Raw genomic sequence first — 23,770 nt, forward strand, 5'->3', positions numbered from 1 at the left:
CATACTTTTCGATAACTTATATCTCAGTGTTGATATTGGGTGCAATAAGCATTGCGTCAAGAAATAGAATATTACGAACCCAGATGATAACGCTACTTTCAGTATGGAAAGGGATGCCATGAAGTCATATAAAATACCTGGGCTTATGCCAGCCTCTCCAACGATTATTTCTATTTTAGCTAATCATAAAAAAAGCCTTTGGGGTATCGGATTATTTACTGCGGTAATCAATCTGCTGATGTTAGCCCCTGCTATTTATATGTTGCAAGTTTATGACCGCGTTCTTGCTTCGGCAAATACCATGACATTATTGATGCTCACTATTCTGGTTCTGGGCATATTTATATTTATTGGTTTATTAGAGTGGGTGCGTAGTGCCGTGGTGATCCGTTTAGGAACTCGCATTGATATGCAACTTAATCAACGGGTATTTAATGCTGCATTTGCTTCTCAACTTATGGGTCATAAAGCCCCAGCAGCTCAAGCATTAAATGACCTCACCTCTTTGCGCCAGTTTGCCACGGGCAACGCCCTATTTGCTTTTTTTGATGCTCCTTGGTTCCCTCTCTATTTGTTGGTGATTTTTGTACTCCATCCTTGGCTAGGTGCACTGGCGGCCGTAGGCGCTTGTGTACTGATCTTTTTAGCCTGGCTGAACCATTGGGTATGTAAAAAACCATTGAAAGAGGCATCAACTGTCACATCGCACGCCACTCAGCAAGCCAATGCGAATTTACGGAATGCTGATGCTATCGAAGCAATGGGCATGTTAAATGCTTTACGTGAACGTTGGCTAGTACAGCACTCGCACTTCCTCTATCAGCAAAATATAGCCAGTGACAAAAGTAGTCAGGTTACCGCGGTATCTAAATCCAGCCGTCAAGCCTTGCAATCAATGATGTTAGGTTTGGGTGCATTGTTGGTTATTGATAGCGCAATTACTGCGGGAGTGATGATTGCGGGGTCAATATTAATTGGTCGTGTACTGGGCCCAATTGATCAAATCATTGCAGTTTGGAAACAATGGAGCCAGGCGCGGCTCTCTTATCAGCGCCTGACATCTTTGTTAGCTCAACACCCCCCAATACAGCCGGGTATGGCTTTATCTGCTCCAACGGGAAAACTCAGTGTGGCACAACTCACCGTCTGCATACCGGGTACCCATACTCCTGTTTTATCTTCCATCAACTTTGAATTGCAACCCGGTGATGTATTGGGTGTATTAGGCCCATCAGGCAGTGGAAAATCTACCTTGGCAAAGCTATTGGTAGCGTGTAAACCGGCGCTTAGTGGCTCAGTGCGGTTAGATGGCGCTGATCTCTCTCAATGGGATAAATCCCGCTTAGGGGTATTTATTGGTTATTTACCGCAAGATATTCAGCTATTTCGTGGCTCGATTGCCGAGAATATTGCGCGTTTTGGCCCGATCGATACGGCAAAAGTGACGGCCGCGGCTCAGATGGCCGGAGTGCACGACTTAATCTTACATCTGCCACAAGGTTACGATACTCAGCTTGGAGATGAAGGGGCGGGATTATCCGGAGGTCAGCGTCAGCGTCTTGCTTTGGCACGGGCCATGTATGGCGTGCCACCGTTTATTGTGCTGGATGAACCCAATGCCAGTTTGGATAAAGAAGGTGAAAAAGCCTTACTGGAAAGCATCGTTCAGCTCAAACAGCAAGGTTGCACCATAGTGATGATTACTCATAAGCCTGAGCTCTTATCAGGGAGCGACTATCTGTTGTTCCTAAATAATGGGCGGATGGAATGGTTTGATCGCACACAGACCGTTTTACCAAAGGTTAAGGACCAGGATAAACCTACGGTTAATGCTGAAATGAAAACAGCGAACAGTAAAAAGCCTTGGGGGAGTGGGCCGCCATATGGCGTAGCTCAAGTGCGCACAGCATCACAAAAATCGTGACGTTAACTAATATATCCATGGATGGAGAGAAAATAGATGTCATCTGAATCAGATGGATATCCAATAAAGGATATAAACCGCCAACTGCAAACTAACAGCGGAAAATATCTTAGTCTTGGCGGACTGTTAGTTTTAGGGGGATTCATCGGTTCTTTGCTTTGGGCCGGATTAGCGCCTTTAGACAAAGGGATTGCCGTGATGGGGCATATTGTTGTCGCTGAAAACCGCAAGGTTGTCCAGCCATTACAAGGTGGGCGCATCCAGCAATTACATATTGTCGAGGGAGATGAAGTGATAGAAGGGCAATTACTTATTACTTTGGACGATACCACGATACGTAGCCATCGGGATAATTTACAGCAGCAGTATTTGAGTGCTCTTGCTCAGGAATCCCGCTTGACGGCTGAGCAACATGACCTGCCTACCATTATTTTCCCACCGGAGTTACTCCAGTACCCCGAACAACCCTTGGCTGAGCGGAATATAGTTTTGCAGCAACAGCTTTTTCAGCATCGTCGACAAGCCCAACTGAGTGAGGTTGCTCGCTTATCCGCTCAAATGGTCCGCCATGAGAGCCGGTTGGATGGGTTACAAACGATCCGGGGCCATAATCAGCGCCAATTTGATTTATTCCAGCGGCAATTGCAGGGGGTACAATTATTGGCGAAAAATGGCCATGCATCCCAAAGCCAACTATTGGATATGGAGCGCCAATCCATTTCACTGCGCGCAAATGTAGAAAAAAATACCAGTGAGATCTTAGAGTTACATAAGCAGATTGGCGAAATAGAACAGCATATATTACAACGACGCGAGCAGTTTAAAAGTGAGAATCGTGAACAGTTAGCTAAAGCGCAGCACACCACCCAGGAGTTGAAACAACGTCTGGGGGTTGCCGAGTATGAATTAACTAATACCCGCATTTTCGCCCCGGTGAGTGGTTCGGTTATTGCGTTGGCTCAGCATACTGTTGGAGGCATCGTGAGTACCGGGCAAACCTTAATGGAGCTGGTGCCCAATGGGCAGCCATTGTTAGCTGAAGCTCAACTTCCCGTCTCATTAATTGACAAGGTCACTGTTGGGTTACCGGTTGACCTCAATTTCTCCGCTTTTAATCAAAGCAATACGCCGAGATTACAAGGTGCTGTATTACGGGTAGGCGCTGATCGTATACAGCATCCACATACTTTAGAGCCTTACTACCCCTTAACTGTAACTATCGATAATCCCACAACGCCTCTGGTAATCCGGCCCGGTATGTCAGTTGATATTTTTATCCGTACTGGGGAACGCTCGTTACTTAATTATCTGTTTAAACCCCTCACTGACCGCCTGTATGTCGCCTTTGCAGAAGAATAGTCATGTTGAGTTAACTCATTAAAAATAAAGGAATGCAGTGAATTAATTCATGAAAATACAACAGAATAATGGCGCAGTGATGCTGTGGTGGGGAAGTGCCTTACTCACGAGCGGTTTCCATATTTATCTTATTTGGTTGCTGAGTAACACATTTGTACCCATCAATAATACCGATGGTTCTCCGGTCGCCATTATGGTCGAATTGTCGGCCGAACCAGAATTTACGCCTATTTTGGAGCAAATACCGGCAATAGGTATTCTCCAAACTTTCAATGAATCAATGGCAGAGCAGTTTGAAACTCAGCCAGAAGAAGTTAATGATTTGATTACGTTACCCGAGCTACCTAATGCTTCATTGATAGTCGAAAAAAAAGTAGTTGCCGCTAAAAAGGAGCCAGCTAAAGTTAAACCGTTGCAATCTAAGGTAAGGGAGCCGCGCCAACCCGTCATTGAGCCCATGCCAAATAGCCACAGTCAACCAGCACCTCCGGCAGCAGCCACTAGCGCCCTCTTGTCTGGGGATAGTCACCAAGTAGCCGCTGCTGCCAATAGTAATTCATCGCATATTCAAAATATCAGAATGAACTGGAGAGGCCGCTTACAAGGGCATCTGACCAACTTTAAGCGCTATCCATTTGATGCGAGAAAAAAACGTCAGGAAGGAACCGCAACGATTCGTTTTGTGGTGAATCAGGATGGGTATGTATTGTCGGCTAAACTGATTAATAGTAGCGGGATAGGGGTTTTAGATACTGAGGCACTGGCGGCGATTAAGCGTGCTCAACCACTACCTAAGCCACCTGCGGAGCTCATACCTCACGGGCAGATAACATTAACTCTACCCGTTGGTTTTAATATTAAAAATAAACGTCATTGATAATGGCTACAAAGTAGTAGGGTGGGTGAATATCTCGCCCTATTGATTTTATTCAGACCACCAATCGAATTGTGCTCACAGATAAAAGTTTAGACTGCCTCCCTGCAGCCAAGAGGCGCTGCGGGTTTCACCATTGGCGGGCATATCATACAAGAATCGATCTCTGTGGCAGCAGCATTCAAAAATAGCAGATAAAAAAACCGGACATAAAGCCCGGCTTAATCAATGAGAAAGTATGAGTGAGCGATATTATTCACCTGGGCAGCGTAGGCAGCGCTCAGCCTCATCGGTGCCCAATCTCAATTTAGACTGCAAGTCACGTAGTGCGGTACGCAAACCTTCCTCGATGACTGGGTGATAAAACGGCATATCTAGCATCTGGTCGATAGTCATTTGCTGCTGATGTGCCCAAGCTAATAGGTGCGCGATATGCTCAGCACTTGGCCCCATCATCTCGGCACCGAGGAAACGTCCGGTACCTTGCTCACCATAAACTCTTAAGATACCTTTATTTTTCAGCATCACACGTGAGCGGCCCTGATTCTCAAAAGAGACTTCACCGATTTCAAAACAACCGCATGCACTGAATTTCTGTGATAATTCGCGGAAAGTAGAGCCTACCATGGCGATTTGTGGGTCTGAGAAAACCACTGAAATCGGGCTACGACGTAAGCCGGGCACCACTTCGGGGAATCCGCCAGCATTCACTCCAGCAATACGAGCCTGATCACTGGCTTCGTGGAGCAATGGTAGTTGGTTACTGGCGTCACCGGCGATAAATATATGTGGCACGCTGGTTTGCATCGTCAGCCGATCTGCTGATGGAACACCGCGCTCGTCAAGCACAAGTGAGGTATTTTCCAAACCCAGTTTATCAACATTTGGGCGACGGCCTGTGGCGGCTAAAACATAATCCACCATGATTTCTTGTGGTTTACCGGCGTCATCCAGATAGCGAATAAAGACCTTATCCCCTTCACGCTGCATCACTTCAACTTTCACATCGGGATTCAGATAGAACTCTTCACTCAATGTCTTCGCGGCATAGCTGCGCACAATGCTGTCAGTCAGCGGGCCAACACCACCACCGACGCCAAACATTTTGACCTGAACACCCAGTCGGTGCAGCGCTTGTCCAAGCTCCAGCCCGATAACTCCTGGGCCAAACACCGCCACAGATTCTGGTAAGTCATCCCAGTTGAAAACATCATCATTAACAATCAACCGGTCACCCAGTTTATTCCAAGGCGCAGGCCAAGTTGGACGAGAGCCGGTCGCAATGACAATACGTTGCGCGACAATGCGAGTGTGATCATCAACTTGCAGGGTATTGTCATCAATAAAATGGGCATAACCCTGAATTTTGTCAGCGGCTGGAATACTCTCTACACCTTCCAAGACAAAGCCAACAAAACGGTCGCGTTCGCGCTTAACGCGGTCCATGACTTCACGGCCATTAATGAAAATTTCACCTTGTGGGTGGATACCAAATCCGGGGGCTTTTTCAATCTGATGCACAGCTTCAGCCGCCGCAATCAGCAGTTTGGATGGCATGCAACCAACGCGAGCACAGGTGGTACCGTATTCGCCACCTTCAATCATCACCACACTTGGGGTTGACAGTTTGGCAGCGCGATAAGCGCCAAGCCCAGCAGTACCGCCGCCAATCACGGCGACATCAACGTTTAAGGTTTTCATGTCTGCTCCTAACAGAAAAAAAGGGTAGGCCGGAGCCTACCAAGTTACTTCACGTTATCTTCGTTTTTATTGATGCACATATTTATTAATGTCATTAGGCAGACAAATAATTCTCTAAATCATCACTGCCACCGATGTGACGACCACCAATAAATACTTGTGGCACAGTCCCACGGCCTGTCACTGCCCGCAGACTGACGGTGGTTGCGTCTTGGCCCAGTACGATCTCTTCATACTGAATACCGCGCTCTTGCAGCATCTGTTTTGCCTTGGCGCAGAACGGGCAACCCGGTTTGGTAAAGACAGAAACAGATTCTTGTACTTTAAAATCAGGAGCCAGATATTTCAGCATGGTATCGGCGTCAGAAACCTCAAACGGGTCACCTGGTTTGTTTGGTTCGACAAACATTTTTTCGACCACGCCGTTACGTACCAACATGGAGTAGCGCCATGAACGAGGACCAAAGCCCAGATCAGCATTCTCTACCAACATATCCATGCCTTTGGTGAATTCACCGTTACCATCTGGAATGAAAGTAATATTTTCGGCATGCTGGTCGGCTTTCCAGGCATTCATGACGAAGGTGTCATTAACAGACACACAGAGAATGCTATCAACGCCGTGTTGTTTAAACACACCGGCCAATTCGTTATAACGTGGCAGGTGGCTGGAAGAACAGGTCGGGGTAAAGGCACCCGGCAGTGAAAATACAATCACAGTTTTGTTATTGAACAATTCGTCGGTGGTTACATCAACCCACTGGTCGCCCTGACGGGTATGGAAAGTCACTTGTGGGATTTTTTTACCTTCTTGGTTAGTAAACATATGTAACTCCTTAATTAAAAAATAAAATATTTAAATTTTTCTGAGTATCTTTTCGTTGGGACACATTATTCATTTTATCACTTGATAGTTCTAATCACTGATTGCTATCTTATCTATCGTCAATGACTATCATAAAGCGGAGCACCGATGAATATTCGTGATTTAGAATACCTAGTGGCGCTGGCTGAATTCAGGCACTTCAGGCGCGCCGCCGACTCTTGTCATGTCAGCCAACCCACATTAAGTGGCCAGATTCGTAAATTAGAAGATGAGCTGGGCGTGATGTTGTTGGAGCGCACTAGCCGAAAAGTTCTGTTTACGCAGGCTGGATTATTGCTGGTGGAACAGGCCAGAACAGTATTGCGGGAAGTGAAAGTCCTCAAAGAGATGGCCAGTTTGCAGGGCGAGAGTATGTCTGGCCCGCTGCATATTGGGCTTATTCCTACGGTCGGGCCTTATTTATTGCCGCAAATCATTCCTATGCTGCATCAGACATTCCCAAAATTGGAAATGTATCTGCACGAAGCGCAGACCCAAAATCTTTTGGCTCAATTGGATAGTGGCAAGCTCGACTGTGCCATTCTGGCACTGGTCAAAGAGACTGAGGCTTTTATTGAAGTTCCGCTCTTTGACGAACCGATGCAACTGGCGATTTATAGCGACCACCCATGGGCTTCACGTGAAAAAGTGCAAATGCACGAACTGGCTGGTGAGAAATTACTGATGCTGGAAGATGGCCACTGTTTACGTGATCAAGCGATGGGTTTTTGCTTCCAGGCGGGTGCCGAGGAAGACACGCATTTCCGTGCCACCAGTTTAGAAACACTGCGCAACATGGTGGCCGCAGGTAGCGGCATTACGCTATTGCCTTCACTGGCCGTGCCAAATGAAAGAACTCGTGATGGCGTTTGCTATCTGGAATGCTACAAACCGGTACCCAAGCGTACGATTGCTTTGGTGTATCGCCCCGGTTCCCCATTGCGTGGCCGCTATGAACAACTTGCCGAGGCGATACGTGAGCACATGCAACCACGCATGAGCCCGGAAGTGATAAACGAAAAGTCAGAACAGGCGGTTTAACCCATTGAGCGCCGCCACACGATAGGCTTCCGCCATGGTTGGATAGTTGAAGGTAGTATTAACGAAATATTCGATAGTATTGCCTTCTCCTTTTTGCTCCATGATGGCTTGCCCGATGTGGATAATTTCAGCCGCACGTTCGCCAAAGCAATGAATGCCCAAGATTTGTTTGGTTTCCCGATGGAACAGGATTTTTAAACTGCCGGTATTCATCCCAACGATTTGTGCACGGGCGAGGTGTTTAAACTGGGCCCGGCCCACTTCGTAGGGGACTTTCATCGCGGTCAGATCCTGCTCGGTTTTACCGACAGAACTGATTTCCGGAATGGTGTAAATGCCGGTCGGGATATCTTCAATTAGATGAACGTGCGCTTCGCCTTTGATCATCGCTTGTGCTGCAATCCGCCCCTGATCATAGGCCGCAGAGGCCAGACTTGGGTAACCAATCACATCACCCACCGCATATACATGGGGCAGTGCTGTCTGATACATACTGTTGACCTTCAACAGGCCACGGCTATCTGCTTCAAGCCCAATATTTTCTAGCCCTAAACCACTGGTATTACCGGTGCGACCATTGGCATACAACAAACAGTCTGCTTTGACTTTTTTGCCTGATTTCAGATGAACGATGACACCGTCCACAGTTCCCTCAATCTGCTCAAATTCTTCGTTGTGGCGGATAACCACGCCGTTATTCCAGAAGTGATAAGAGAGGGCATCGGACATTTCCTGATCAAGGAAAGCCAGCAACCTATCGCGGGTATTGATTAAATCCACTTTGACACTCAACCCACGGAAAATGGAGGCATATTCACAACCAATAACCCCAGCGCCATAGATAATAACGTGCTGTGGTTCGTGGCTGAGCTGTAAAATGGTATCACTGTCGTAAATACGTTCGTGGCTAAAATCAACGTTTGCTGGACGATAAGGGCGTGAACCGGTCGCAATAACGATGTTATCGGCCTGTAATGTATCGCTGGTGCCATCGGCATAACGCACATTGATAGTATGAGCATCAATGAAACTGGCATCGCCGGAAAACATCTGGCAGTGATTGCGATCGTAAAAGCCTTGACGCATTCGGGTCTGCTGATTAATAACGCGATCCGCATGGTTTAAGATATCAGCGAAAGAAGAGCTGATGGTTCTGGCATTGTCGCTATAGAGTGGGTTTTGATTGAACTCGATAATACGGCTAACGGCGTGGCGCAAAGCTTTGGACGGGATGGTGCCCCAATGGGTACATCCACCGCCCACATTATTGTACCGTTCAATGACGGCAACGCGGGCACCTTGCTTAACCAACCCCATAGCGGCGCCTTCACCGCCAGGACCCGAGCCAATAACTATGGCATCAAAATGGAAGTGCTGTTGCATGTAGGAGAGACCTATTATTATACAAAATTACAACGCTACATTAACATCATCCCAAGTATAACCCAATAAACAATGGGTAAATCACCGAGATGTGTGCTGTAAAACGGCAATTCTGTATTGGGATGATACGTTTGTATAACGGCTGTTACTATAAAGTTTGGTATATTGCTGACTATATGTCTTAGATTGAGAAATTGGATATCCCTTGGGTACGATTATGGGCGTCAGAGCACAACAAAAAGAGCGGACTCGTCGTTCCCTTATCGAAGCGGCGTTCAGCCAATTGAGTGCTGAGCGGAGTTTTGCCAGCCTGAGTTTGCGGGAAGTCTCTCGTGAAGCAGGTATCGCACCGACTTCTTTTTATCGGCATTTCCGTGATGTAGACGAGCTTGGCCTCACGATGGTTGATGAAAGTGGCCTGATGCTGCGCCAACTTATGCGCCAGGCACGCCAGCGGATTGCCAAGGGCGGCAGTGTTATCCGCACTTCTGTATCTACATTTATGGAGTTTATCGGCAATAATCCGAATGCATTCCGCTTATTGCTACGAGAGCGCTCCGGGACTTCTGCTGCATTCCGGGCGGCAGTGGCGCGCGAAATTCAGCATTTTATTGCTGAACTGGCCGATTACCTCGAGCTGGAAAATCACATGCCGCGCAGCTTCACTGAAGCTCAAGCTGAGGCCATGGTCACAATTGTCTTCAGTGCAGGTGCGGAAGTACTGGACGTGGATATTGAACAGCGGCGACAGTTAGAAGAACGCTTGGTCTTACAACTGCGGATGATCTCGAAGGGTGCCTATTATTGGTATCGTCGCGAGCAGGAAAAGCTCGCAGTATCCCGCGCTGAATAAGGTAAGGAAAATGATGGAACAATCCCGCCGTGAAACCGGCACCCTACTGTTGGCATTGATTACTGGTTTGGCAATAAATGGTTCATTTAATGCGATATTCAGCGCATTTGTGCCTTTTTCAGTCTTCCCGCTACTGACACTCATTTTGGCGGTTTATTGCTTGCATCAGCGCTATCTTAATTTTGCCATGCCGCAAGGCCTGCCAGTGCTGGCTTCCGCATGTTTCTTACTCGGCATTTTATTGTATAGCGCGATTGTACGCGTTGAGCATCCGGCGATTGGTTCCAATTTCGTCCCCTCTATCCTTAGTGTGGTGCTGGTGTTCTGGATCTTATTCAAACTGAAAACCCGTAAATCAGCACAGACAGAGATTGATACCGACACCGACTCAGATAGTGATAACCAGCAGCCACAATAACTCTCGGGTCGTCAATTTTACCGGCAGCATGTTGAGTGAGTTCAGCAATAAAATAGTATGGGCAACATTGCGTTGCCCTTTTATTTGTCTATAGTTTTTGCTGGTTGTTAGTCTCGTTGTTCCAGTAAAACCCCACACTCCATATGATGGGTGTAAGGGAACTGATCAAATAGCGCTAACCGGCTGATTTTATGTGTGTGCTGCAGCTGTTCAAGATTGGCGCACAGCGTCTCTGGGTTACAAGATATATAAAGGATGCGCGGGTAAGCCTGTACCAGTTTGACGGTTTCGTCATCCAGCCCACTGCGCGGCGGATCAACGAAAATGGTCTCACAGTTATAACTGCTTAAATCAATGCCTTTCAGGCGGTTAAACTCACGCACACCTTGCATGGCCTGAGTAAACTCTTCTGCGGACATACGAATAATTTGCACATTATCGATATTGTTCGCGGCAATATTGTATTGCGCAGCCGCCACTGACGGCTTGGCAATTTCTGTTGCCAGCACCCGATCGAAATTGCGCGCTAATGCCAGTGAGAAATTACCATTGCCACAGTACAGCTCCAGCAAATCACCGCTGGCATGTTGGGTGACATCAATGGCCCATTCCAGCATATGAATATTCACCGCAGCATTAGGCTGAGTAAAACTATTTTCAACCTGACGATAAATCATCTCGCGACCGGCGACAGGCAACACTTCATCAATATAGTCGTGGTCCAGCATGATTTTAGTTTTTGATGCTCGGCCAATCAGTTGCAGATCAAAACCTTGCTCGCGCAGCTGATCACGCAGCTCCAGCGCTTTCTGTTGCCACTCTTCATCTAATTGGCGATGGTACAGCAAAGATGCAATCAGTTTGCCGCTCAAGGTAGATAAGTAATCAATTTGGAATAGCTTACGGCGCAAAATGGGCTCAGCCCTGATGGCGGTCATCAGCGCGCTCATCAGACGATTGATTAACACACTGGCTACTGGGAATTGTTCGACCCGAATCCGCTGCTTGGTCTGTTGATCAAACATAATGTGGTACAGGTCGTCTTCATCATGCCAAACACGAAACTCGGCTCTCATGCGGTAATGTTCTGCAGGGGAACGGAATACTTCGGGTGCGGGGGCCTGAAACGGCGACATCATCGCCTGAAGACGGGCCGATTTTTCCGCCAGTTGGTGGTCATAGCCGTCAGTCGGCAGGATGTCGGGAGTCATGTTTCTTCTCGTCTGAGCGTTATAAAAGAGGTTTATTCCTGCGGATTGTAGGGAAAGTGGAAGTGATGTCCAGTTTTGTCGTGTTTATCCCCTTCCTGCACCATGAAGTTTATTGGGTATATTCCTCGTAACAAGAGTAGAAGTCTAGACATCCGTTTGACTTGATCGTAGCATTGCGGTCCGGCCTCATGCTGTTACTTAAACACCTAAGAGTTAAAAGGGAATCCGGTGTAAATCCGGAGCTGACGCGCAGCGGTAAGGGGAAGTCACGGCGATAGGTTTCATCCAGACACTGTCCGTAAGGACGGGAAGTCATCGCCCGCTCTATTTCATGCTAATTATTCATCTCAGTATTATTTACTGCAGTGATTAAAGGCGATATCAGAGATCCCAAGCCCGAAGACCTGCCGGTATACGTCGCAATATTCGTGGTCGTCGCGTACTACCGGCCACGGCACTGCGGCATCCGCTATTTGAGTTTGGATGCTTTTCTAATGACAATTAAAACATATACGCTGCTCACAGCCCTTTCTGTGACGGCATTTTCTGGATGGGCGCAGGACAACACTACAACAGGTAATAAAGATGAAATGGTTGTTACCGCCAGCCGTTTCAAGCAACCGGTTTCCACGGTATTGGCACCGACCGATGTTGTCACTCGCGATGATATCGACCGCTGGCAGGCAAAAAGCCTCAATGAAGTGATGCGCCGGTTACCAGGTGTGGATATCGCTCAAACTGGGGGGTTAGGTCAGGGTTCCTCCATGTACATCCGTGGTACTGAAGCTCGGCATGTACTGGTATTGATTGATGGCATTCCTCTTGCGCGCACCGGTATCCTCAACAGCGTCGATTTCAATCAGATTCCCATTTCTTTAGTGCAGCGGGTTGAATATATCCGTGGGCCGCGTTCTGCCGTCTATGGTTCTGGGGCGATTGGGGGTGTTATTAATGTGATTACCCAATCGGACCAAGAAGGCGCACAGATTAATGCCGGCGTCGGCTCTAAAGGTTACCAGCAATATGATGGCAGTGTTCGCCAACGTTTTGGAGATACTTTGGCAACGCTGGCGGGTGGGTATCAAACCACTAACGGCTATAACATCAAACCTAACTCACCAAATCCTATTGATAGTGACCGGGACGGTTTCCGTAATAAAAATTTCTGGGCCGGGCTGGAGCATCAATTCAACCAAGAGATATCCGGCTTTGTTAGAGGATATGGCTATACCAACAACACTGATTATGATGTTGGTAGCCTCTCTTCTCCGGCATACAGTGGCGATGAAGAGCGACTTTATAACCATACTTATGATGCCGGGCTACGTTATGTGTCAGGGGCTTATTCTTCTCAATTAATCGGTAGCTATCAGAAATATAAAGACTATAACTTCAGTAGCCAGTATGGCCGCTATGGGGTTGCTACCACGCTGGACAATATGGATCAGCGCAATGTGCAATGGGGCAATACCTACAGTTTTGATAGTGCGACCTTGAGTGCAGGGGTGGATTGGCAACAACAGCGTTTGACGTCCTCTAACCAAACAGTCTCCGACACCTATAAGCGGGATAACACCGGTTTATACCTGAGTGGCCAGCAGAAGCTCGGCAATGTGACATTAGAAGCTTCAGGTCGTGAAGATAAAGATGAGCAATTTGGTTGGCACGAAACATGGCAAACAGCCGCTGGCTGGGAGTTTGTTCCTGACTATCGTGTGACGTTATCTTACGGCACCGGCTTCCTGGCTCCTTCATTGGGTCAGCAATATGGTTCGCAGCGCTTCGATATTATGTCAAACAGTGATCTGAAACCTGAAGAGTCGCGCCAATGGGAAGCCGGTTTGGAAGGGCTGACAGGGCCAGTTGACTGGCGTTTGTCTGCTTACTACAACAAAATTGAAAATCTGATTGATTACACTTCTGACCCAGTGACGTATAAAGGGCAATATTACAATGTGAATTCTGCAACCATAAAAGGGGTTGAATTGACCGGAAACGTTGATACCGGGATGTTTAACCACCAAATCACGTTGCAATACATTGATCCACGTAATGACCTGAATAATGAAGTGTTAGCTCGCCGCTCTAAACAGCAGGCCAAGTATCAGTTGGATTGGACAATGTTCAATGTTGATATGGACGTTTCTTATCAGTATTACAGCAAACGCTACGACAACAGCACCTCTATCTATAGCGCGACTCAGCGTGAATTATCCAGTTACAGCACAGTTGACGTCTCCGCTGCTTATCCGGTTACTTCTCATCTAACAGTTCGTGGTAGAATTGCTAACCTGTTCGATAAAGAATACGAAACGGCTTATGGCTATAAAACCGCTGGACGAGAGTATTACCTCACAGGAAGTTATAACTTCTAAGGCTGATTCTTCTCCTCGCCCGACAGCGCTGATTTTTGATTCAGGTGTTGGCGGGCTATCTGTCTATCAAGAGATTCGGCAGTTGTTGCCGGATCTCCACTATATATATGCTTTCGACAACGTCGCTTTCCCTTACGGGGAGAAGTCAGGCGAGTTTATTGTTGAACGCGTGCTGGAAATTGTCACGGCAGTGCAGCAGCGCCATCCATTAGCAATAGTGGTTATCGCCTGTAACACCGCCAGCACCGTCTCCCTTCCTGCATTGCGTGAACGTTTTGCGTTCCCGGTCGTTGGTGTGGTTCCTGCCATCAAACCTGCAGTACGGCTAACCCGTAATGGTGTTGTTGGCCTACTGGCCACACGCGGCACGGTTCATGCTTCTTATACTCTGGATTTGATTGAACGCTTTGCTACAGATTGCAAAATTGAGTTACTGGGTTCCTCCGAGCTGGTGGAACTGGCAGAAAGCAAGTTGCATGGTGGTGTGGTTCCAGTTGAAGCATTAAAGAAAATCCTTCATCCGTGGTTAATGATGCGTGAACCGCCAGATACCATTGTCTTGGGCTGCACGCATTTCCCTCTATTAGCGGAAGAGTTAGCGCAAGTGTTGCCGGAAGGGACGCGCATGGTCGATTCCGGTGCCGCCATTGCACGTCGAACGGCTTGGCTTATCTCTTCGCAGGAAAATATCATTTCTTCTACGGATGAGAACATTGCATATTGCATGGCACTGAACGCAGACACTGATGCTTTATTGCCCGTTTTGCAGGGTTATGGCTTCCCAACACTGGAAAAACTGCCAATTTAGCAGCGTTTTGACTAAAGATTCAGCGGTTGAAAAGTTTTTTGAAATTAGGGGTTGCAGGCTGTCAGGAACTCCCTATAATGCGCCTCCACTGACCGGGAACAACGAAACATACTTCGCCGGGTCAGGAAGAGAAAAGAACGATTTTGACTTCGAAAGAAACAAAAGAAAACCTTGACTCTTCAGCGGGAAAGCGTATTATCTGCCTCCCGCGTTACCGTAAGATTCGCCGCAAGGCAAACGGGTAACGAACGCTCTTTAACAATTTATCAGACAATCTGTGTGGGCACTCGCAAGACGATATCGAAGCCTGTTTCGGCAGGCAGAAGTAATATCAAAGTCTTGAAGAGTGACCAAAGCAGTACACATTTGAACTTCGGTTCGAATGCATATTTGCAGAAAGTAATCTTTGAGCATCGCTTTTAATTAAGCAAATCAAACAAATCTTAAATTGAAGAGTTTGATCATGGCTCAGATTGAACGCTGGCGGCAGGCCTAACACATGCAAGTCGAGCGGCAGCGGAAAGTAGTTTACTACTTTGCCGGCGAGCGGCGGACGGGTGAGTAATGTCTGGGAAACTGCCTGATGGAGGGGGATAACTACTGGAAACGGTAGCTAATACCGCATGACCTCGCAAGAGCAAAGTGGGGGACCTTCGGGCCTCACGCCATCGGATGTGCCCAGATGGGATTAGCTAGTAGGTGGGGTAATGGCTCACCTAGGCGACGATCCCTAGCTGGTCTGAGAGGATGACCAGCCACACTGGAACTGAGACACGGTCCAGACTCCTACGGGAGGCAGCAGTGGGGAATATTGCACAATGGGCGCAAGCCTGATGCAGCCATGCCGCGTGTGTGAAGAAGGCCTTCGGGTTGTAAAGCACTTTCAGCGAGGAGGAAGGGGTTGAGTTTAATACGCTCAATCATTGACGTTACTCGCAGAAGAAGCACCGGCTAACTCCGTGCCAGCAGCCGCGGTAATACGGAGGGTGCAAGCGTTAATCGGAATTACTGGGCGTAAAGCGCACGCAGGCGGTTTGTTAAGTCAGATGTGAAATCCCCGCGCTTAACGTGGGAACTGCATTTGAAACTGGCAAGCTAGAGTCTTGTAGAGGGGGGTAGAATTCCAGGTGTAGCGGTGAAATGCGTAGAGATCTGGAGGAATACCGGTGGCGAAGGCGGCCCCCTGGACAAAGACTGACGCTCAGGTGCGAAAGCGTGGGGAGCAAACAGGATTAGATACCCTGGTAGTCCACGCTGTAAACGATGTCGACTTGGAGGTTGTGCCCTTGAGGCGTGGCTTCCGGAGCTAACGCGTTAAGTCGACCGCCTGGGGAGTACGGCCGCAAGGTTAAAACTCAAATGAATTGACGGGGGCCCGCACAAGCGGTGGAGCATGTGGTTTAATTCGATGCAACGCGAAGAACCTTACCTACTCTTGACATCCACAGAACTTAGCAGAGATGCTTCGGTGCCTTCGGGAACTGTGAGACAGGTGCTGCATGGCTGTCGTCAGCTCGTGTTGTGAAATGTTGGGTTAAGTCCCGCAACGAGCGCAACCCTTATCCTTTGTTGCCAGCACGTAATGGTGGGAACTCAAAGGAGACTGCCGGTGACAAACCGGAGGAAGGTGGGGATGACGTCAAGTCATCATGGCCCTTACGAGTAGGGCTACACACGTGCTACAATGGCAGATACAAAGTGAAGCGAACTCGCGAGAGCAAGCGGACCACATAAAGTCTGTCGTAGTCCGGATTGGAGTCTGCAACTCGACTCCATGAAGTCGGAATCGCTAGTAATCGTAGATCAGAATGCTACGGTGAATACGTTCCCGGGCCTTGTACACACCGCCCGTCACACCATGGGAGTGGGTTGCAAAAGAAGTAGGTAGCTTAACCTTCGGGAGGGCGCTTACCACTTTGTGATTCATGACTGGGGTGAAGTCGTAACAAGGTAACCGTAGGGGAACCTGCGGTTGGATCACCTCCTTACCTAACGATACGCATTGCGTAGTGTCCACACAGATTGTCTGATGAATGTAAACGAGCAAGCGCACCTGTTGATGTCGTGAGTTTCGACTCATGCTGATACGAAACGGTTAGATTTCGGTTTAATCGGAATTTCGTGTCCCCATCGTCTAGAGGCCTAGGACACTGCCCTTTCACGGCTGTAACAGGGGTTCGAATCCCCTTGGGGACGCCAATCCGATAATGTGTGAAAGACATTATCACCGGTTCTTGATGAACCACAAAGTATCTTAAAGATGACTTTAACGAGTCGTGTTTAAGATATTGCTCTTTAACAATCTGGAACAAGCTGAAAATTGAAACATTACAGCTGAAACTTATCTCTCCGTAGATGTACTGAGATAAGGAGTAACCTGTAATAGAGTCTCTCAAATAATCACAACGCAAGTTGTCGAAAGACACCTTCGGGTTGTGAGGTTAAGCGACTAAGCGTACACGGTGGATGCCTAGGCAGTCAGAGGCGATGAAGGGCGTGCTAATCTGCGAAAAGCGTCGGTAAGCTGATATGAAGCGTTACAACCGACGATACCCGAATGGGGAAACCCAGTGCAATTCGTTGCACTATTGCATGGTGAATACATAGCCATGCAAGGCGAACCGGGGGAACTGAAACATCTAAGTACCCCGAGGAAAAGAAATCAACCGAGATTCCCCCAGTAGCGGCGAGCGAACGGGGAGGAGCCCAGAGTCTGAATCAGTCTGTGTGTTAGTGGAAGCGTCTGGAAAGTCGCAGGGTACAGGGTGATACTCCCGTACACAAAAACACACTTACTGTGAACTCGATGAGTAGGGCGGGACACGTGACATCCTGTCTGAATATGGGGGGACCATCCTCCAAGGCTAAATACTCCTGACTGACCGATAGTGAACCAGTACCGTGAGGGAAAGGCGAAAAGAACCCCGGCGAGGGGAGTGAAATAGAACCTGAAACCGTGTACGTACAAGCAGTGGGAGCACCTTCGTGGTGTGACTGCGTACCTTTTGTATAATGGGTCAGCGACTTATATTTTGTAGCAAGGTTAACCGAATAGGGGAGCCGTAGGGAAACCGAGTCTTAACTGGGCGTCTAGTTGCAAGGTATAGACCCGAAACCCGGTGATCTAGCCATGGGCAGGTTGAAGGTTGGGTAACACTAACTGGAGGACCGAACCGACTAATGTTGAAAAATTAGCGGATGACTTGTGGCTGGGGGTGAAAGGCCAATCAAACCGGGAGATAGCTGGTTCTCCCCGAAAGCTATTTAGGTAGCGCCTCGTGAACTCATCTTCGGGGGTAGAGCACTGTTTCGGCTAGGGGGTCATCCCGACTTACCAAACCGATGCAAACTCCGAATACCGAAGAATGTTATCACGGGAGACACACGGCGGGTGCTAACGTCCGTCGTGAAGAGGGAAACAACCCAGACCGCCAGCTAAGGTCCCAAAGTCATGGTTAAGTGGGAAACGATGTGGGAAGGCATAGACAGCCAGGATGTTGGCTTAGAAGCAGCCATCATTTAAAGAAAGCGTAATAGCTCACTGGTCGAGTCGGCCTGCGCGGAAGATGTAACGGGGCTAAACCATGCACCGAAGCTGCGGCAGCGACACTTAGGTGTTGTTGGGTAGGGGAGCGTTCTGTAAGCCGTTGAAGGTGGACTGTGAGGTCTGCTGGAGGTATCAGAAGTGCGAATGCTGACATAAGTAACGATAATGCGGGTGAAAAACCCGCACGCCGGAAGACCAAGGGTTCCTGTCCAACGTTAATCGGGGCAGGGTGAGTCGACCCCTAAGGCGAGGCTGAAAAGCGTAGTCGATGGGAAACAGGTTAATATTCCTGTACTCGGTGTTACTGCGAAGGGGGGACGGAGAAGGCTAGGCTAGCCGGGCGACGGTTGTCCCGGTTTAAGCATGTAGGCGGAGTGACCTGGTAAATCCGGTTGCTTATCAACGCTGAGGTGTGATGACGATGCACTACGGTGCAGAAGTAGTTGATGCCAAGCTTCCAGGAAAAGCCTCTAAGCATCAGGTAACATTGAATCGTACCCCAAACCGACACAGGTGGTCAGGTAGAGAATACTCAGGCGCTTGAGAGAACTCGGGTGAAGGAACTAGGCAAAATGGTGCCGTAACTTCGGGAGAAGGCACGCTGGCATTAGGTAAAGAGACTTGCTCTCGTAGCCGAAGCCAGTCGCAGATACCAGCTGGCTGCAACTGTTTAATAAAAACACAGCACTGTGCAAACACGAAAGTGGACGTATACGGTGTGACGCCTGCCCGGTGCTGGAAGGTTAATTGATGGGGTCAGCCGCAAGGCGAAGCTCTTGATCGAAGCCCCAGTAAACGGCGGCCGTAACTATAACGGTCCTAAGGTAGCGAAATTCCTTGTCGGGTAAGTTCCGACCTGCACGAATGGCGTAATGATGGCCAGGCTGTCTCCACCCGAGACTCAGTGAAATTGAACTCGCTGTGAAGATGCAGTGTACCCGCGGCAAGACGGAAAGACCCCGTGAACCTTTACTATAGCTTGACACTGAACATTGAGCCTTGATGTGTAGGATAGGTGGGAGGCATCGAAGTGTGGACGCCAGTCTGCATGGAGCCAACCTTGAAATACCACCCTTTAATGTTTGATGTTCTAACTCGGCCCCGTAATCCGGGGTGAGGACAGTGTCTGGTGGGTAGTTTGACTGGGGCGGTCTCCTCCCAAAGAGTAACGGAGGAGCACGAAGGTTAGCTAATCACGGTCGGACATCGTGAGGTTAGTGCAAAGGCATAAGCTAGCTTGACTGCGAGAGTGACGGCTCGAGCAGGTACGAAAGTAGGTCTTAGTGATCCGGTGGTTCTGAATGGAAGGGCCATCGCTCAACGGATAAAAGGTACTCCGGGGATAACAGGCTGATACCGCCCAAGAGTTCATATCGACGGCGGTGTTTGGCACCTCGATGTCGGCTCATCACATCCTGGGGCTGAAGTAGGTCCCAAGGGTATGGCTGTTCGCCATTTAAAGTGGTACGCGAGCTGGGTTTAGAACGTCGTGAGACAGTTCGGTCCCTATCTGCCGTGGGCGTTGGAAGATTGAGAGGGGCTGCTCCTAGTACGAGAGGACCGGAGTGGACGAATCACTGGTGTTCGGGTTGTCATGCCAATGGCACTGCCCGGTAGCTAAATTCGGAAGAGATAACCGCTGAAAGCATCTAAGCGGGAAACTTGCCTCGAGATGAGTCTTCCCTGGGGCTTTAAGCCCCCTGAAGGAACGTTAAAGACTATGACGTTGATAGGCTGGGTGTGTAAGTGCAGCGATGCATTGAGCTAACCAGTACTAATGATCCGTGAGGCTTAACCTTACAACACCAAAGGTGTTTTTGTTATTTGAGAATTGATTTTCAGCGATGTTTACAGATTGAATTGGCTGGCTGCGTGATAGACATCATGTGGCGGGTTGATTGAAACAGAATTTGCCTGGCGGCCATAGCGCGGTGGACCCACCTGAACCCATGCCGAACTCAGAAGTGAAACGCCGTAGCGCCGATGGTAGTGTGGGGTCTCCCCATGCGAGAGTAGGACACTGCCAGGCATCAAACACGCATTATCAGAGTGACATCTGGTGATGGACAAAATCGCCATGAGCGGTTTTGCACAGCGAGGAACGCTGGCCCTGAAGAGGGTAAGTATCAGGAAGATACACGTAAAAGAATCGGTGGAGCGGTAGTTCAGTTGGTTAGAATACCTGCCTGTCACGCAGGGGGTCGCGGGTTCGAGCCCCGTCCGTTCCGCCACTTATTTAAATTATGCCTGCTAATTTTAGCAGGCATAATGTTAAGCGTAATTTAGGGGCGTAGCTCAGTTGGTAGAGCACCGGTCTCCAAAACCGGGTGTCGCGAGTTCGAGTCTCTCCGCCCCTGCCATATTGAAAACCCTTCGTGAAAACGAGGGGTTTTTTTATGTCTAAAATAGTCATCTGGTCCATTCTCTGTACTCCTACCCTTCCGCTAAATAAACTTTTTCCTCTATATGAACCCTCTCTTCCTATTTTTCCACATAGAAAATCCTGCTTATTTTTTCCATTCACCAAATATCTCTTGCCCAATTAATAATCTTTAATTACCCATATTTCTTTGAAATCCTCTATGAAAATTTAGAAGGTAACGTTCCCAATGCATACCTATTTGGCTGAATTTATGTACAAAACGATTGTTATTCTGTGGTGTGACGCTGCTCATTATTACTTTCACAAAATGTACTAAAACTAATTAACATTTTAGCTATCAGGAAGCTCACCTTAGAAAACATCATATGCTTTTAGATCAACATTATCTGCAAATTGGCCGAAGTTCAGGGCAGTAAATGGCCTGAATGATCTTAACTGTTCTTCGCAATAGTAGCGGGTCAACGGCTCGACGATGGCAAGTGAGGAGAGAAATATGTACAGGCGTTTACTGTTAGCAGCAGCTGTAACAGCAGCAATGTGTAGTGCAGTTCAGGCGGCTCCGTTAGTCGTGGGTTTTTCTCAGATTGGTTCAGAATCCGGTTGGCGCTCAGCGGAAACCAAGGTTTCTAAGCAAGAGGCTGAAAAACGCGGAATAACACTAAAAATCGCGGATGCCCAACAAAAACAAGAGAACCAAATCAAAGCGGTGAGATCCTTTATTGCTCAGGGTGTTGATGCCATCTTTATCGCTCCTGTCGTTGCTACTGGCTGGACGCCAGTCTTACAGGAAGCGAAAGAAGCCAAAATCCCGGTATTCCTACTGGACCGTATGATTGAAGTGAATGATCCCTCTTTATATACAGCCGCAGTAGCTTCGGACAGTGTATATGAAGGCAAAGTTGCCGGTGAATGGCTGCTGAAAGAGGTTGCAGGCAAGCCCTGTAACGTTGTTGAACTGCAAGGTACTGTCGGCTCTAGTGTGGCGATTAACCGTAAAAAAGGTTTTGCTGATGGGATAGCCTCGGCACCTAACGTGAAGATAATCCGTTCTCAATCAGGGGATTTCACACGTAGTAAAGGTAAAGAGGTTATGGAGAGCTTCATTAAAGCAGAGCAAAATGGCAAGAATATCTGTGCAGTTTATGCACATAACGATGATATGGCGATTGGCGCTATTCAAGCCATTAAAGAAGCAGGCTTGAAACCGGGCTCAGAAATCAAAATCGTTTCTATCGACGGCGTTCCTGATATTTTCAAAGCAATGAGCAGTGGTGAGGCAAATGCTACTGTTGAATTGACACCAAATATGGCTGGTCCAGCTTTTGATGCTTTAATTGCGCTGAAGAAAGACGGTACCCAACCTCCTAAATTTATCCAGACAGAATCTCGACTGTTGCAGCCAGATACGGCTAAACAGGAGTATGAATCCAAGAAGAGCCTTGGTTATTGATTCAAATGGCGGGGCTTGCCCCGCCTACTTTCGTCACCTGTATTTGGACAATATCTGAGTCGTTTTTGAACGTGGGTACATCTGATGGAAACACTGTTAGAAGTCCGTGGCTTGTCAGTTGAATTTCCTGGTGTTAAGGCATTGGACGCTGTGGATTTTTCTCTGCATCGTGGTGAGGTTGTGGCTTTGCTAGGGGAAAATGGTGCAGGGAAATCGACGTTAATCAAAGCACTTACCGGAGTTTATAAGCGCGCCGGCGGTGAGGTTTATTTAGAGGGTGTGGCCATTTGTCCCATTGATACTGCTGATGCTCAAAAGATGGGTATTGGCACCGTTTATCAAGAGGTCAATCTACTACCCAACATTTCTATTGCGGCGAATCTTTTTATTGGTCGTGAGCCATTACGTTGGGGGTTTATTGATCATCGAACCATGAACCAACAGGCGGAAAAATTACTGAAAGGTTATGGTTTATTACTAGATGTTCAACGTCCTTTAGCTGATTTTTCTATTGCAATACAACAGATTGTCGCTATCGCTCGGGCGGTTGACCTCTCTGCCAAAGTACTTATTCTGGATGAGCCTACGGCGAGCCTGGATGCAAAAGAAGTCAGCATGTTGTTGGATATTCTACGCCAGCTGCGTGATCAGGGCATTGGCATGATTTTCGTGACTCATTTCCTCGATCAAGTCTATCGAATCAGTGATCGCATAACGGTCTTGCGTAACGGTAAACTCGTCGGCACTAAAACCACGACAGAGCTCCCTCGTATTGAATTGGTTCAAATGATGCTGGGCCACAGTTTTGATGAGCAATTATTAAAACGTGGTGAACATAATATTGCGGCGAACCAGCCACTAGTCGAATTTAAAAATTATGGTCGCCGTGGCGTGGTTGAGAACTTTGACTTATCTGTTTCTCCTGGTGAAATCGTCGGGCTTGCCGGGTTACTGGGGTCTGGCCGCACCGAAACGGCACAATTAATTTTTGGTGTGACCACTCCGGATAATGGTGAAGCCAAAATACAAGGCAAACCCGTTAAAATTAGAACACCTCGTAAAGCCTCTAAATCTGGCTTTGGTTACTGCCCAGAAGATCGCAAAACAGATGGCATCGTGGGTGCTGCCACCGTTCGAGAAAATATTATTCTGGCCCTACAGGCTCAACGTGGGTGGCTGAGGCCAATTTCTATGCGTGAACAGACCCAAATTGCGGAAGATTTTATCCAGCAATTGGGTATTCGTACTCCTGGCCCTGAACAGCAAATTCAGTATCTCTCCGGTGGAAATCAGCAAAAAGTATTATTAGCCCGTTGGTTGGCGACAAAACCTCGATTTTTAATTTTAGATGAGCCAACTCGGGGTATTGATGTGGGCGCGCATGCAGAGATTATTCGGTTGATTGAGAAATTGTGTGACGAAGGATTAGCACTGTTAATTATCTCTTCCGAATTGGAGGAGTTGGCAGGTTATGCCGATCGGGTCATTGTCTTGCGTGATCGTCGGCATATTGCGCAACTCAGTCATGATGAGATTTCTGTTCCTGCCATCATGCAGGCGATCGCGGTGCAATAAGGA

The 23,770-nt window shown here is 48.0% G+C and carries 14 protein-coding genes, 3 tRNA genes, 3 rRNA genes and 1 riboswitch; of the genes, 16 read left to right on the forward strand and 4 right to left on the reverse strand.

The window, feature by feature from the left end; genetic code table 11:
* Positions 1–103: 103 nt before the first annotated feature.
* The 3 genes from DJ58_RS08385 to DJ58_RS08375 are packed head-to-tail and all read left to right on the forward strand — an operon-like array spanning position 104 to position 4,160.
* Positions 104–1,924: a type I secretion system permease/ATPase gene (locus DJ58_RS08385; RefSeq protein WP_161598510.1), complete on the forward strand. Its 1,821-nt coding sequence runs from the start codon at positions 104–106 to the stop codon at positions 1,922–1,924.
* A gap of 36 nt (positions 1,925–1,960) precedes the next feature.
* Positions 1,961–3,283 (forward strand): HlyD family type I secretion periplasmic adaptor subunit, encoded by a 1,323-nt coding sequence (locus DJ58_RS08380; protein ID WP_004710572.1) that lies wholly within the window; start codon positions 1,961–1,963, stop codon positions 3,281–3,283.
* Between the two features lie 49 nt (positions 3,284–3,332).
* Entirely contained in the window at positions 3,333–4,160 is an 828-nt protein-coding gene (locus DJ58_RS08375) for an energy transducer TonB family protein (RefSeq protein WP_004710574.1), read from the forward strand.
* A gap of 249 nt (positions 4,161–4,409) precedes the next feature.
* Here DJ58_RS08375 and DJ58_RS08370 read toward each other — a convergent pair whose 3' ends face one another.
* Both DJ58_RS08370 and DJ58_RS08365 read right to left on the reverse strand, forming a co-directional pair.
* The gene (locus DJ58_RS08370; protein WP_004710575.1) at positions 4,410–5,858 is read right to left on the reverse strand and encodes a dihydrolipoyl dehydrogenase; all 1,449 of its coding nucleotides are present in this window, start codon (positions 5,856–5,858) and stop codon (positions 4,410–4,412) included.
* Between the two features lie 94 nt (positions 5,859–5,952).
* Positions 5,953–6,684 (reverse strand): glutathione peroxidase, encoded by a 732-nt coding sequence (locus DJ58_RS08365; RefSeq protein ID WP_004710577.1) that lies wholly within the window; start codon positions 6,682–6,684, stop codon positions 5,953–5,955.
* 147 nt (positions 6,685–6,831) lie between these two features.
* On the opposite strand from DJ58_RS08365, the gene oxyR reads away from it, so the two are divergent.
* Positions 6,832–7,764 carry a DNA-binding transcriptional regulator OxyR gene (gene oxyR / locus DJ58_RS08360; protein WP_032911484.1) on the forward strand — a complete coding sequence of 311 codons (933 nt, stop codon included), beginning with the start codon at positions 6,832–6,834 and terminating at the stop codon, positions 7,762–7,764.
* Here the strand turns inward: oxyR and sthA are convergent.
* The gene (gene sthA / locus DJ58_RS08355) at positions 7,747–9,147 is read right to left on the reverse strand and encodes a Si-specific NAD(P)(+) transhydrogenase (RefSeq protein WP_004710580.1); all 1,401 of its coding nucleotides are present in this window, start codon (positions 9,145–9,147) and stop codon (positions 7,747–7,749) included. The genes oxyR and sthA overlap by 18 nt on opposite strands.
* Positions 9,148–9,364: 217 nt before the next feature.
* Here sthA and fabR point away from each other — a divergent pair, with 217 nt between their 5' ends.
* Positions 9,365–10,000 carry an HTH-type transcriptional repressor FabR gene (fabR, locus tag DJ58_RS08350; RefSeq protein WP_004710581.1) on the forward strand — a complete coding sequence of 212 codons (636 nt, stop codon included), beginning with the start codon at positions 9,365–9,367 and terminating at the stop codon, positions 9,998–10,000.
* A gap of 10 nt (positions 10,001–10,010) precedes the next feature.
* The gene (locus DJ58_RS08345) at positions 10,011–10,418 is read left to right on the forward strand and encodes a YijD family membrane protein (RefSeq protein WP_004710583.1); all 408 of its coding nucleotides are present in this window, start codon (positions 10,011–10,013) and stop codon (positions 10,416–10,418) included.
* Between the two features lie 107 nt (positions 10,419–10,525).
* Here the strand turns inward: DJ58_RS08345 and trmA are convergent, their stop codons facing one another.
* The gene (gene trmA, locus DJ58_RS08340; protein WP_004710584.1) at positions 10,526–11,629 is read right to left on the reverse strand and encodes a tRNA (uridine(54)-C5)-methyltransferase TrmA; all 1,104 of its coding nucleotides are present in this window, start codon (positions 11,627–11,629) and stop codon (positions 10,526–10,528) included.
* A 164-nt stretch (positions 11,630–11,793) separates the two neighbouring features.
* Positions 11,794–12,055, forward strand: a riboswitch (cobalamin riboswitch).
* 68 nt (positions 12,056–12,123) lie between these two features.
* Between trmA and btuB the strand changes: the two genes are divergently transcribed.
* The 10 genes from btuB to ytfR all read left to right on the forward strand — a co-directional run bounded on the left by btuB (position 12,124) and on the right by ytfR (position 23,767).
* Positions 12,124–14,004, forward strand: coding sequence for a TonB-dependent vitamin B12 receptor BtuB (gene btuB / locus DJ58_RS08335; protein WP_032911485.1), 1,881 nt, complete (start codon positions 12,124–12,126; stop codon positions 14,002–14,004).
* Complete coding sequence (gene murI / locus DJ58_RS08330; protein WP_032911487.1) at positions 13,949–14,812, forward strand: glutamate racemase; 864 nt, start codon at positions 13,949–13,951, stop codon at positions 14,810–14,812. The genes btuB and murI overlap by 56 nt, the downstream gene beginning before the upstream one ends.
* Positions 14,813–15,257: 445 nt before the next feature.
* Positions 15,258–16,800: ribosomal RNA gene (locus tag DJ58_RS08325) — 16S ribosomal RNA — on the forward strand.
* 135 nt (positions 16,801–16,935) lie between these two features.
* A tRNA-Glu gene (locus DJ58_RS08320) sits at positions 16,936–17,011 on the forward strand.
* Positions 17,012–17,251: 240 nt separating this feature from the next.
* Positions 17,252–20,158, forward strand: a 23S ribosomal RNA gene (locus tag DJ58_RS08315).
* Between the two features lie 114 nt (positions 20,159–20,272).
* Positions 20,273–20,388, forward strand: a 5S ribosomal RNA gene (gene rrf, locus DJ58_RS08310).
* Together the 16S, 23S and 5S rRNA genes with 3 tRNA genes alongside form the textbook arrangement of a ribosomal RNA operon.
* Before the next feature lie 125 nt (positions 20,389–20,513).
* Positions 20,514–20,590 (forward strand) — tRNA-Asp (locus tag DJ58_RS08305).
* A 53-nt stretch (positions 20,591–20,643) separates the two neighbouring features.
* Positions 20,644–20,719 (forward strand) — tRNA-Trp (locus DJ58_RS08300).
* A 516-nt stretch (positions 20,720–21,235) separates the two neighbouring features.
* Entirely contained in the window at positions 21,236–22,192 is a 957-nt protein-coding gene (ytfQ, locus tag DJ58_RS08295) for a galactofuranose ABC transporter, galactofuranose-binding protein YtfQ (RefSeq protein ID WP_004710058.1), read from the forward strand.
* Between the two features lie 84 nt (positions 22,193–22,276).
* Complete coding sequence (gene ytfR, locus DJ58_RS08290; protein ID WP_004710060.1) at positions 22,277–23,767, forward strand: galactofuranose ABC transporter, ATP-binding protein YtfR; 1,491 nt, start codon at positions 22,277–22,279, stop codon at positions 23,765–23,767.
* Positions 23,768–23,770: the final 3 nt, after the last annotated feature.

The sequence above is a fragment of the Yersinia frederiksenii ATCC 33641 genome, from assembly GCF_000754805.1.
In the GTDB taxonomy this organism is placed as follows: Bacteria; Pseudomonadota; Gammaproteobacteria; order Enterobacterales; family Enterobacteriaceae; genus Yersinia; species Yersinia frederiksenii.

Bases quoted from the DNA above. Each gene is read 5' to 3' on its own strand.
- ytfR (WP_004710060.1), top strand. From the start codon at position 22,277: ATGGAAACACTGTTAGAAGTCCGTGGCTTGTCAGTTGAATTTCCTGGT.
- DJ58_RS08370 (WP_004710575.1), bottom strand. From the start codon at position 5,858: ATGAAAACCTTAAACGTTGATGTCGCCGTGATTGGCGGCGGTACTGCT.
- oxyR (WP_032911484.1), top strand. From the start codon at position 6,832: ATGAATATTCGTGATTTAGAATACCTAGTGGCGCTGGCTGAATTCAGG.
- DJ58_RS08380 (WP_004710572.1), top strand. From the start codon at position 1,961: ATGTCATCTGAATCAGATGGATATCCAATAAAGGATATAAACCGCCAA.
- sthA (WP_004710580.1), bottom strand. From the start codon at position 9,147: ATGCAACAGCACTTCCATTTTGATGCCATAGTTATTGGCTCGGGTCCT.
- fabR (WP_004710581.1), top strand. From the start codon at position 9,365: ATGGGCGTCAGAGCACAACAAAAAGAGCGGACTCGTCGTTCCCTTATC.
- DJ58_RS08365 (WP_004710577.1), bottom strand. From the start codon at position 6,684: ATGTTTACTAACCAAGAAGGTAAAAAAATCCCACAAGTGACTTTCCAT.
- DJ58_RS08375 (WP_004710574.1), top strand. From the start codon at position 3,333: ATGAAAATACAACAGAATAATGGCGCAGTGATGCTGTGGTGGGGAAGT.
- DJ58_RS08385 (WP_161598510.1), top strand. From the start codon at position 104: ATGGAAAGGGATGCCATGAAGTCATATAAAATACCTGGGCTTATGCCA.
- murI (WP_032911487.1), top strand. From the start codon at position 13,949: ATGGCTATAAAACCGCTGGACGAGAGTATTACCTCACAGGAAGTTATA.
- trmA (WP_004710584.1), bottom strand. From the start codon at position 11,629: ATGACTCCCGACATCCTGCCGACTGACGGCTATGACCACCAACTGGCG.
- DJ58_RS08345 (WP_004710583.1), top strand. From the start codon at position 10,011: ATGATGGAACAATCCCGCCGTGAAACCGGCACCCTACTGTTGGCATTG.
- ytfQ (WP_004710058.1), top strand. From the start codon at position 21,236: ATGTACAGGCGTTTACTGTTAGCAGCAGCTGTAACAGCAGCAATGTGT.
- btuB (WP_032911485.1), top strand. From the start codon at position 12,124: ATGACAATTAAAACATATACGCTGCTCACAGCCCTTTCTGTGACGGCA.